8 protein-coding genes and 1 tRNA gene are annotated in these 10,099 nt (G+C 69.5%); 4 read left to right on the top strand and 5 right to left on the bottom strand.

What is annotated here, in order from left to right; all coding sequences use genetic code 11:
• Window positions 1-274: 274 nt before the first annotated feature.
• Entirely contained in the window at window positions 275-1,546 is a 1,272-nt protein-coding gene (gene tyrS, locus ISU10_RS22285; RefSeq protein WP_194698655.1) for a tyrosine--tRNA ligase, read from the bottom strand.
• A 78-nt stretch (window positions 1,547-1,624) separates the two neighbouring features.
• Here tyrS and ISU10_RS22280 point away from each other — a divergent pair, with 78 nt between their 5' ends.
• Window positions 1,625-3,022: a serine/threonine-protein kinase gene (locus ISU10_RS22280; RefSeq protein ID WP_194698654.1), complete on the top strand. Its 1,398-nt coding sequence runs from the start codon at window positions 1,625-1,627 to the stop codon at window positions 3,020-3,022.
• A gap of 5 nt (window positions 3,023-3,027) precedes the next feature.
• On the opposite strand, the gene ISU10_RS22275 is transcribed toward ISU10_RS22280, so the two are convergent.
• Window positions 3,028-4,278 (bottom strand): YcaO-like family protein, encoded by a 1,251-nt coding sequence (locus tag ISU10_RS22275; RefSeq protein WP_194698653.1) that lies wholly within the window; start codon window positions 4,276-4,278, stop codon window positions 3,028-3,030.
• Window positions 4,275-5,687 carry a TfuA-like protein gene (locus ISU10_RS22270; RefSeq protein ID WP_194698652.1) on the bottom strand — a complete coding sequence of 471 codons (1,413 nt, stop codon included), beginning with the start codon at window positions 5,685-5,687 and terminating at the stop codon, window positions 4,275-4,277. Before ISU10_RS22270 ends, ISU10_RS22275 begins: the two co-directional genes overlap by 4 nt.
• 93 nt (window positions 5,688-5,780) lie before the next feature.
• On the opposite strand from ISU10_RS22270, the gene ISU10_RS22265 reads away from it, so the two are divergent.
• The gene (locus tag ISU10_RS22265; protein ID WP_194698651.1) at window positions 5,781-7,337 is read left to right on the top strand and encodes an alpha/beta hydrolase; all 1,557 of its coding nucleotides are present in this window, start codon (window positions 5,781-5,783) and stop codon (window positions 7,335-7,337) included.
• A gap of 28 nt (window positions 7,338-7,365) precedes the next feature.
• Here ISU10_RS22265 and ISU10_RS22260 read toward each other — a convergent pair whose 3' ends face one another.
• Window positions 7,366-7,638: an Ig-like domain repeat protein gene (locus ISU10_RS22260; protein ID WP_194698650.1), complete on the bottom strand. Its 273-nt coding sequence runs from the start codon at window positions 7,636-7,638 to the stop codon at window positions 7,366-7,368.
• Here ISU10_RS22260 and ISU10_RS22255 point away from each other — a divergent pair.
• Together ISU10_RS22255 and ISU10_RS22250 are read left to right on the top strand one after the other, a co-directional pair.
• Complete coding sequence (locus ISU10_RS22255; RefSeq protein WP_194698649.1) at window positions 7,637-8,386, top strand: hypothetical protein; 750 nt, start codon at window positions 7,637-7,639, stop codon at window positions 8,384-8,386. The genes ISU10_RS22260 and ISU10_RS22255 overlap by 2 nt on opposite strands.
• Window positions 8,387-8,555: 169 nt before the next feature.
• The gene (locus tag ISU10_RS22250; RefSeq protein ID WP_194698648.1) at window positions 8,556-9,218 is read left to right on the top strand and encodes a sulfotransferase family protein; all 663 of its coding nucleotides are present in this window, start codon (window positions 8,556-8,558) and stop codon (window positions 9,216-9,218) included.
• Window positions 9,219-9,747: 529 nt separating this feature from the next.
• Here the strand turns inward: ISU10_RS22250 and ISU10_RS22245 are convergent.
• Window positions 9,748-9,824: transfer RNA gene (locus ISU10_RS22245), tRNA-Ile, on the bottom strand.
• Window positions 9,825-10,099: the final 275 nt, after the last annotated feature.

The following is a 10,099-nucleotide window of genomic DNA, read 5'->3' as shown; positions in this document are numbered from 1 at the left end:
CGTAAAAAACAACATCAAACCCAAACCAAAAAGATCAGGGCATGACAAACTAATCCGTCGACTAAATGACACACTGTTGAGTTCTCAAAAATCAGACGCACCCGTGCCGTTCCCGTTGAGGTCGGGCTCGGGGCTGACTCTCGGGCGCGTGACCAGGGTCGCGCGATCGAGAGGAGTGAGTCACCCGGGGCCGGAGACCCGACGCAGAGGCGTCTTGTCTCCCGCCGCTCCCGCAGCGACTGGGTGAAACCTTAGACGGCCTCCCCGCATGAGTTCAAGTCGGGGTGACCTCGACGCCGGCGAACGTCTTCTTGCCGCGTCGCAGCACCAGCCAGGCACCCCCGACGAGGTCGGCCGAGGTCGGCACCAGGTCGGCGTCCTCGACCCGCACGTTGTTGAGGTAGGCGCCGCCCTCGGCGATCGTCCTGCGTGCCTCGCCACGGCCCTTGGCCAAGCCGGCATCGACCATCAGGTCGACGTAGGGCGGGATCTCGCCGGAGACGGTGGCGGAGCCGGCCTCCCGCAGCGCCGCGCCGAGGGTGTCGACGCTCAGCGCAAACAGGTCACCGCCGCCGAACAGGGCGGCCGCCGCCGCTTGGACGTGCGCGGTCTCCTCTGCCCCATGGACCAAGGAGGTGACGTGCTCGGCGAGAGCCTTCTGCCCTGCTCGCAAGAAGGGCTTCTCCTCGGTCTGGCGCCCGAACTCCTCGATCTCCTCACGCGAGAAGAAGGTGAAGGTCTTGAGCATCTCGACGACCTGAGAGTCCTCGATGTTGAGCCAGAACTGGTAGAAGGCGTAGGGCGAGAGCATCTGGGGGTCGAGCCACAACGCGCCGCCCTCGGTCTTGCCGTACTTGGTGCCGTCGGCCTTCGTGATCAGCGGCGTCGCGAACGCGTGGGCGTGCCCCCCGTCGGCGCGGCGGATCAGCTCGACACCGCCGGTGATGTTGCCCCACTGGTCGGACCCCCCGAACTGCAAGGTCACGCCGTGGTCGCGGTAGAGGTTGAGGAAGTCCATCGACTGCAGGAGCACGTAGCTGAACTCGGTGAAGCTGATCCCCGACTCCAGGCGGCGCTTGACCGTCTCTCGGCCCAGCATCCGGTTGACCGGGAAGTGCTTGCCGATGTCACGCAGGAAGTCGATCGTCGAGAGGCTGGCAGTCCAGTCGTAGTTGTCGACCATCGTGGCCGCGTTGGGCCCCTCGAACATCAAGAACGGCTCGATCTGCGTGCGCACCTTGGCCACCCAGGACTTGACCGTGTCGAGTGAGTTGAGCGTGCGCTCCCCCGAGTCCTTGGGGTCGCCGATCATGCCGGTCGCGCCGCCGACGAGGGCGTACGGCGTGTGGCCGGCCAGCTGCAGCCGACGGGCGGTGAGGATCTGGACGAGGTTGCCCATGTGGAGGCTGGGCGCCGTCGGGTCGAACCCGACGTAGAACCGGACGCTCCCTTCGCTCAGCGCGCTGCGCAGGGCGTCGCGATCCGTGGTGTGCGCGAGCAGACCGCGCCACTCCAGGTCGTCGAGGAGGCCAGGGTCGATGCTCACGTGCCCAAGCCTGCCGCATGGGTGAGCCTGGCGCCCAACCGGATAAGTACGCTGGCGGGCGGTCCGGGAAGGGAGCCCATGGAGATCGCTGGCAGGTACACCGTCGGTCGCGAGGTCGGTCGCGGCGGCATGGGTGCGGTGTGGCTGGGGACGGACCGCGTGCTCGGCCGTCAGGTGGCGCTCAAGCGTCTCGGCCTGGCGCCGGGCGTCGGCACACCTGAGGTGGAGCGTGCTGAGAGAGAGGCCAGGCTGGCAGCCCGCCTGAACCATCCCCACGTCGTCGCGGTCTTCGACCTGGTCGAGGACGGCGCCGACCACTGGCTGGTGATGGAGTACGTCGAGGGCCGCACGCTCGCCGAGCTGGTGCGGGCCGAGGGTCCCCTGTCTCCCGACGAGGCAGCGCCCCTGCTGCGCCAGGCGGCCGACGCCCTGGCCGCTGCGCACGAGTCCGGGATCGTGCACCGCGACGTGAAGCCGTCCAACATCCTGGTCACCGCGGAGGGCCAGGTGAAGCTGTCCGACTTCGGGATCGCCCGGGCCGAGGCCGACTCTTCCCTGACCCAGACCGGGCTGGTGACCGGCTCGCCCGCCTACCTCGCCCCGGAGGTCGCCTCCGGTCAGCAGGCCACGGCAGCCGCGGACGTGTGGTCGCTGGGCGCCACGACCTTCCACGCCCTGGCCGGGCACCCTCCCTACGAGGTCGGGGACAACGTGATGGGTGCGCTCTACCGCATCGTGCACGAGGACCCGCCGCGGCTGCACAGCGCCGGATGGCTGGCCCCCCTCCTCGACAACACGATGGCCAAGGACCCCGCCAGCCGCTGGCCGATGTCACGCGTACGGGACTTCCTGGACGGCGGGCCGATCTCGGCAGTCGTGAACACCCGCGAGACTCCGCCACCGGTGGAGCCCGTCGACAGCACCCGGGTGCTCACCGCCCCGCGGCCCGTGGTGCCCCCGGGGCCCGCCACGCCGTCTCGCCGGCGTGGCCCGGGAGGCGCACTCGTGGGCCTGGTCGTCGGTCTCCTGGTGGTGGGGTTGTTCTTGCTGTTCGCCTGGATGTTCGGCGCGTTCGACCAGCAGGAGGCCGCGTCCGGACCAGGCACCGGTGGGCCCGACCCGTCCCAGTCCCCTGACGAGTCCACGTCGACTCCTCCTCCGGGCGACGACACGCAGCGGGCCCAGGCCATGGAGGGCTTCGTCGACGACTACATCGCGGCCGCCGTCGAGGATCCGAAGACCTCGTGGGAGTTGCTCACACCCGAGTTCCAGGCGGCAAGCAAGAGCTTCGGCGAGTACAAGAAGTACTGGGACCAGTGGGAGTCGGCCGTACCTTCCGACATCACAGCCGACCCGAGCACGATGACCGTCAACTACGACATCACCTACGTCGGCAAGAAGGACGAGCGCAGCGACAACGTCACCCTCACTCTCGAGGAGAGTGGCGACAGCTTCCTGATCGCCGCCGAGGGCTGACCGGATCAGGGCACGTAGGCCCAGGCGTCGAAGGTCCGGGCCCGCTCGCCGACGTCCACCCAGGCGAAGTCGTGCGGCGCCAGGCCGGGCACGAGGACGCGCGCGACGGAGGCCTCGAACTGCGAGGCGTCCAGCTCGCGCGCGAGCACCCTGTGAAAGCCGGCCCGAGCCAGCCGATCGAGGACCACGCGCACATCGCCCTCGAACGTCGGCGTCGCCAGGCTGGGGATGTCGCTCAAGGAGACGAGCTCCTGTCGGTCGACGACAGCAGCGGCCGCGTAGACATCGCTGCGCTTCATCGCCTCGTAGACCGGCCGTAGCTGGTCGTCGCGGGCGCCGGAGACGATGATCGTGCGCGACTGCACGGCCTCGGTGACCGCTCGGATCACGGCGATCTCGGGGTCGAGGTGACAGCCGTAGCCCTGGTAGAGCCCGATGCCTCGTTCGCGGTCGACGACGTAGGCCATCGCCACCGGCACCCCGATGTCGGTGGGACACCACGCGATCACGGCATCGGCACCGGCCCGGTCGAGCACGTCGAGCAGGCCGGGCAGGACCGGCCCGCTCAAGCTGTCCTGGTCGACGACCAGCAGCGGTACGCCGCCGCGGGAGCCGGCCGACCTCCAGCACGTCGTGGCATCCCTCTCGATCACCTCGTAGAGCCCGGCGCACAGAGCCTCGAGGAGGTCGTTGCCGGACGCCAGACCGTTGGACCCCGCGGCCCACGGGTGCGACAGGTTCGGGACCATCACGCCGGTGGGCAGCACCACGAGGTCGCTCGGCACCCACCACTCGGCGTCGTCGTGGAGGTCGCGCATCATCGACCACGCGTAGCGACGATCCGTCGCGATCGACGTGTGGCGTGACACGGGGAACTCCTGTACCGCGCACGGCAGTCGGTCGGCCATCTCGCCGGTGGTCGCCCACACCTTCTCGATGGGGAAGGTCTCGGCGACGAACCGCTCGATCGCCTCCATCGCGGCCGAGGCCATCGCGGCAGCGAAGGTCGCGCCCTTGCCGCCCTCGACCGCGAGTGTGCCGGAGGCCGGGCGGGTCGCGACCGCGACAGGCAGCCCGATGGTGTCGAGACCGGTCACGTCGGCGATCCGGGTGATGCCGCCCTTGGCCAGGTGTGGTCGGACCCGCTCGAGCGTCTCCTCGGGTGGCATCGCGCGGTGAGCTCCGGCGACGAAGTGCTTGGCCGCAGCGTGGTCTCGGCCGTCGTAGCGGATGGGTGCAGCGGCCGGCGTGGTCATGGGGACGCCTCGTCGTCACCGAGCCCCAGCAGGCGGGTCATCCGCGAGCGACGCTCCTGGAGCTCGAGGCCGGCCACGGCAGCGTCGCTCAACGCGACGAGCAGACCGGCGACCGTGTCGAAGCCCAGGTCGTCGGCAACCTGGCGAAGGTCGCCCTTGGGCGCCCAGCCGCTGACGGCTCGCTGGCGGGCGATGAGCTCCTGGACGCGCTTGACGCTGTCCGGGTACGGCGGTGCCGGGCGGGCGTCAGCCAGCGCACGACGCCGGGCAGCAGCATCCGCCACCCGGGCGTAGCGGCCCTCGACCTGGAGCTGCTCGACCAGCAGGCGCCGGTTGCGCTCGATGATGCGCGTGGTCAGCATCCATCGCCTCATCCGGGCCCGCGTCGCCTCGCGGACGACGAGGGCCTCCCACGTGGGACGGTCCAGGTCGTTGTCGGCGAGCCAGGCTTCCAGGCCTTCCTCGGTCACACCAAGGCGATCGTGCATCGTGGCGCGCTGCTCGGCGACCTCCTCAGAGGTGACCCGGACGTCGTACTCCAGCGCCAGGGCATCGACCAGGTAGCCGTCGAGGGCGCGGTCCATCAAGGCCGGGTAGTCGGGCTCGTGGAGTGCTGCGTCGGCCACGAGCTGGTAGCGCCGCAGCCTGCCGGCCGATCGCTCGACGAGCACGTCGCTCCACAGCAGAGGCTCGAGCCCGAGGCCTTCGAGGTCCAGTGGTCTCTCGGCGACGGGTGGCCGGATCTCGTCGATGCCCACGAGCACCGCCAGCGCCGCCTCGGCGTCGAGGCGCTTCTGGTCGACGTACGTCTCCGAGACCAGGTGGGCGAGACGGGCGGCCTCGTCCGCGGGCAGGCCGTCGTCACCCAGCTGCCGCGCCAGCGCCACCTCGCCGCGCATCCGGAAGTGCAGGGCGCCCGCCGACGCGACGAGGGCGTGAGCCTCTCGATCATCAACGCTTGCGGCGGCGCGGAGAGCATCGACGGTTGCCCGCACGTTGACCAGCGGCCAGGTCAGGGCGCGGTAGTCCTCGTCGGCGTCGGCGTGTACGAGCGCGACGTCGGCATCGGAGGTCAGCCAGCCGTCGCGGTAGTGGGCGAAGACGGCACCCACACCCTCCATGCCGAAGCGCTCGAGCTCGGCCGCACGCAGAGCGCCCATCGAGGAGGACCCGAGGACACGGACGCCACGGTCGATGGCCCACAGGATCTCCTTGTGCCAGACCGACAGGCTCTGCCCGAACTCGCCGTCGACCACGAGCACGGCCCGGGGCTGGTGGTTGCGCACCGCAGATGCCAGATCGCCTTGACACACAGGCGGCAGCACGACGACCTCAGGGGCGAGCTGCCTGGCCCTCGTCGGTGGGAGGGACGGGCCGAGGAAGGCCACCAGTGGCCCACGCAAGGACATCCCCGAACCCCTCCGGTGTGGTTTGACCCGCCTCCCCCGAGGAGGGCCCGGATCAGTATGGACTCAGCGGTCCGCACGGTGGAGGGTGTGCCCATGGCGCGAGGGCGCGGACGTGTGGGGATTGCCGCCTTCGCCTTGTCCCTGATCACGGCCGGCTGCACGGACGACGGTTCGTCGAGACCGGCGGGCCGCTCCCCGGACACGACCGCCTCAGCGAGCGAGGTTGCCGAGGGGCTGGAGTTCGGGGAGTGCGGGAATCTGATCGACCCAGCCGCGCTCGATCGGGTGCCGGCGGACCGAGCCGATCACCTGACGATCGAGTGCGGCGTGCTCGACGTGCCGCTCGACTACGACGACCTGAACGGCGAGCAGCTCGGCGTCCAGGTGGTGCGGATCCGCGACGACCGCCAGGCCGACCACATCGGGACGCTGGTGCTGGGCCCCGGCGGACCGGGACAGTCCGGCCTCTCCCTCGCGCCCTCGTGGGCGTCGGCCGTGTCGGACCAGGTGTTGCGCCGCTTCGACATGGTGACGCTGGACCCTCGCGGGGTCGCAGCGTCCGCGGGCTTCAACTGCCCGCCCACCTCGCGTGACGAGGAGCCGACCCTGATCGCCGACCTCCTGACGCCCGAAGGGTGGGCGGATGCCGCTGAGAGCTACCAGGAAGCGTCGGCAGCCTGCATCGAGGAGCTGGGCGCCGATCGGGCCGGCGGGTTCGGCACGGTGGCCGCAGCCCACGACCTCGATCTCCTGCGCGAGGCGGTCGGCGACGATCAGCTCACCTTCGTCGGCTTCTCGTACGGCGCCAAGCTCGGCGCCGAGTACGCGCGCCAGTTCCCGGACCGCGTCCGCGCTGTGGTGCTGGACGGCCCGTCGCATCCGGCGGACGACTCGATGGGGATCGTCGAGCGTCAGGCGGCCGGGTTCGAGGACGCGCTCGGCGCCTGGGCCGCCGACTGCCCCGCCCGACCCACCTGCGAGCGCATCGGCGACGACCCCATCGGCTTCGTACGCGGACTGATGAAGCGCGCGCGCGAGTTTCCGATCCCGAGCGGGCGGCCGCAAGGCGACCCGGCGACGGGAGACGGTGACGTCATCAGTGGTCTTGCAGCCCTGCTCAAGTCGCAGCAGTCCTGGCCCGTCCTCGACGACGCACTCGCCGAGATGGCGCTCGGCGACTCGGGGACGTTGCGCGAGGTGATCGAGCGGGGGTTCGGCGGCGGGGACGACGCACCGTACGACGAGCGCGACGCCAACATGGTGATCAACTGCACCGACGCGCGTCCAGCCCCGGCTAAGGCGGACGTTCTTCGATCCGCCCGGCGCCTCGCGGGGAAGTACCCGGTCTTCGGTAAGGCCTTCGCCTCGTTCCTGGTCAGCTGCACCTACTGGGGTGGAGAACGCGAGGTGCTGCCCGTCCCCGAGCAGGTGGGTGCAGCACCGATCGTCGTGGTCGGCACGCGTCACGATGCAGCCACTCCCTATGCCGGTGCGGTCGCGATGGCGAGGATCCTGGGATCCGGTCACCTGCTGACCTGGGAGGGCCACAGCCACACGGCGTACTTGCAATCGTCGTGCATCACAGACGCGGTCGACGCCTATCTGGTCGAGCTGGAGGTGCCTGCGAAGGGCACGACCTGTCCCCCATAGAGGGTCCAGGCCGTGCCCCGGCTGGTCACTACTTCTTGACCACCGTGAAGCTGACGGTCCGCGTCACCGAGTTGGCCAGCGCGCTGCCGCCGTAGATCGCGGTGACCTGGTAGGTCCCGGCCTGGGGAAACTTCCCCAGGCTGAACGTCACGAAGCCGTTGACCAGACTGCCGAAGAGGATGCGGCCGTTGACCGAGATCGCGACGTTCCCCGTCACCGCCGCGCCCGGAGCCGCCATCGCCACTGTGAGCGCGACCGCGTCCTTGGTGGTGATCGGGTTCGGCGACGTGGTGACCGTCATGGTCGGGGTCGCCTTGACCACGGTGAGGGTGCTGCTCGTGGAGTCGCTCGGCCGAGGCAGCGCGGACATCTGGTGGGTCGGCAACGGCAGCTACGGACAGTGCAGCCCGGACGCTGCCCTGGATGCCACCGCACCAGTCGAGTACCAGCCGGTCGGCAACGCAGACTTCCCCCTGCCAGACCCAGCACCCGCGGACCAGGAGAGCAGCGTCGACATCTGGCTGACCGGACCCCTGACCGAGAAGACGCGACGCTGCATCGAGAACGGCCCCGACACCACGATCACCCAGCAATGCATCGAGTCCGACCCCGAGGTCTCGGTCGTAGAGACCGCGGACGCCACCTTCGGCTTCACCGCCTTCGTGCACAGCGCACCGCTGGTGGTCGAGGATCCCTTCGGGCAGGGCTTCGAGGCCCTGGCCAACGTCGGCGGTGTCGAATACCAGTTCCACACTGGCATCGCTTCTGCACCGGGTGCGACCGAGCTCGCCACCTACCTCGAGCCTTCGGACCACCCGCGTCTCATCCTCCTCGCCCTGAAGCACGGCCGAGAAGGCGCGAGCCTGCTGGTCGATGGCGAACCTGCAACGTTCCCCACCGACCTGGGTCCTGGATCGCCTTGGTCCTATGGACGCGAGCAGTACGTCGAGCGCGCGCTGCTTCCGCCGGGTGCCCACACCCTGACCGTCGATCTCCGCCAGGGTGTGCAAGCGATGGTTCTCGTCTACGAAGCCGAGTCCCAGGAGTAGGTGGGGCAGCACCATGCGGGAGGCGGGGGTGACGCTCTGCCTGCCTGGTCAGGCTCATCTCCCCTCCCGAGTCGCGCTGGGCTCCCCGCCAGCTGCTGGCCGAGTCCGCACCGTGTCAGGACGTTCGGGCCGTGGACGGTGAGCGATGTCCCGTCGTAGCGTGTCGCCAATGACAGGGGACAAACGCAAGGTGTTCGGCATCGGCTGGCCTAAGACCGGTACCACCACACTCGGGCACTGCCTCGAGATCCTGGGGTACAGCCACGTCGGCTGCAGACTCGACCTCGTTGACCACCTGCCGAGCGGCGATCTCGCGCCGATCCTCGACGTTGCGCGTGCGTACGACAGCGCCGAGGATTGGCCGTGGCTCCTGCTCTATCGCGAGCTCGATGCGGCGTTCCCGGGCAGCCGATTCGTGCTCACTCAGCGCGATCCAGAGGCGCTGACGCGGTCCTACCGCAACATGGTCGCCGCACAGGTCCGCGACGCAACGCTCGACCGTCGCCGTGAAGTGCTGTACGGCTTCGCCCCCTTGGAAGCGTCCGATGAGCAGTTGGTGGCCCGGGTCAAGGGGCACAACGCTGCGGCACGCGCCTACTTCGCCGACCGACCCGGCGACCTGCTCGAGGTCGACTGGTCTCGCGGTGACGGGTGGGCCGAGCTGTGCGGCTTCCTCGGACACTCCATCCCTGAGGTCCCCTTCCCTCGCGCCAACGCAGGCGACTACAAGACCCCCGCGTGGCGGCGGCGCCTCGTCGAGCGTGGCCGCCCCCTGATGCGGCGTTTGGCCGCGACGAAATTGTTGTCGTGGCCTCTCGGCCGCCGGTCCTGACTGCAGAACCTCAAACGCGCGAGCGCGGAGGCCCGTCTCCTGACCCCCGACGGCGAGCCAGCGGTGGGCCATCGTGTGGCGGAACTGGTGCGGGTGGGTCGGATCGAGGCCGGAATCGTTGCAGCGTCGTTCGAGCATCTGACGAACACCCGAATCGGTCATCGTTCCCTTCCGGCCTATCCAGACTGCATCGGTGCGGCTTGCGGCCGGATTGCGCGCCCGCTCCCGCAGGTAGCGTCGCAACGCATCGCCAACTCGCCCGCCCGCATGCCCGTGTCGAGCAGCTCGCCGCCTTGAGACGAGCCAGCGAAAGAGCTGCTGGAGCGAGCGGTAGTGCTTGGCGACCGTGGCGGGCGCGACCCGCTCGTGCATCTGCCGGCCAGGTAGCGCTCCAGCGTCGTCTTGGTGATGGCCGTGTTGGTGGGAGTCGAGGGCCTCGCGGTCGAGCCAGTCGTAGAGAGCGGCGCCGACAGTGAGGTACGACTCGATGGTGCCGACAGGGCACAATGCATTACCAACGTTTGCCTGGTGGTGGGGCGGGTGGGGCTCGAACCCACGACCCAAGGATTATGAGTCCTCTGCTCTGACCGGCTGAGCTACCGCCCCCGCTGCACGCGGCTTTTGCAGGTGGACCTTAGCGTCCGAGGGCGTGCCGGTAGCCCGCCCGTGGTGGTTCTTGGGCGGGTGCGGCGGGTCGAGGGGTCAGGCTGGTGGTCTCAGGCTGCTGGTGGTGGGTGTCGGCGTGGGTGTCGGCGTCTGTGTCTGTCGTGGGACACATCGAGGGTGCCGGTGTGGTCGCGGAGGTAGTGGTAGCCGTGGGGGCTGGTCCATAGGTAGCTGCCGGGGGTGAGGATCAGGTATCGCCAGCGGCCGTGGGTCTT

Source organism: Nocardioides agariphilus (assembly GCF_015352445.1).
Lineage (GTDB): Bacteria > Actinomycetota > Actinomycetes > Propionibacteriales > Nocardioidaceae > Nocardioides > Nocardioides agariphilus.
The sequence above is the reverse complement of the archived record's forward strand: the minus strand, read 5'-3'. Positions and strand labels throughout refer to the sequence as shown.

Bases quoted from the DNA above. Each gene is read 5' to 3' on its own strand.
- ISU10_RS22280 (WP_194698654.1), top strand. From the start codon at position 1,625: ATGGAGATCGCTGGCAGGTACACCGTCGGTCGCGAGGTCGGTCGCGGC.
- ISU10_RS22275 (WP_194698653.1), bottom strand. From the start codon at position 4,278: ATGACCACGCCGGCCGCTGCACCCATCCGCTACGACGGCCGAGACCAC.
- ISU10_RS22270 (WP_194698652.1), bottom strand. From the start codon at position 5,687: ATGTCCTTGCGTGGGCCACTGGTGGCCTTCCTCGGCCCGTCCCTCCCA.
- ISU10_RS22265 (WP_194698651.1), top strand. From the start codon at position 5,781: ATGGCGCGAGGGCGCGGACGTGTGGGGATTGCCGCCTTCGCCTTGTCC.
- ISU10_RS22255 (WP_194698649.1), top strand. From the start codon at position 7,637: ATGGTCGGGGTCGCCTTGACCACGGTGAGGGTGCTGCTCGTGGAGTCG.
- ISU10_RS22260 (WP_194698650.1), bottom strand. From the start codon at position 7,638: ATGACGGTCACCACGTCGCCGAACCCGATCACCACCAAGGACGCGGTC.
- ISU10_RS22250 (WP_194698648.1), top strand. From the start codon at position 8,556: ATGACAGGGGACAAACGCAAGGTGTTCGGCATCGGCTGGCCTAAGACC.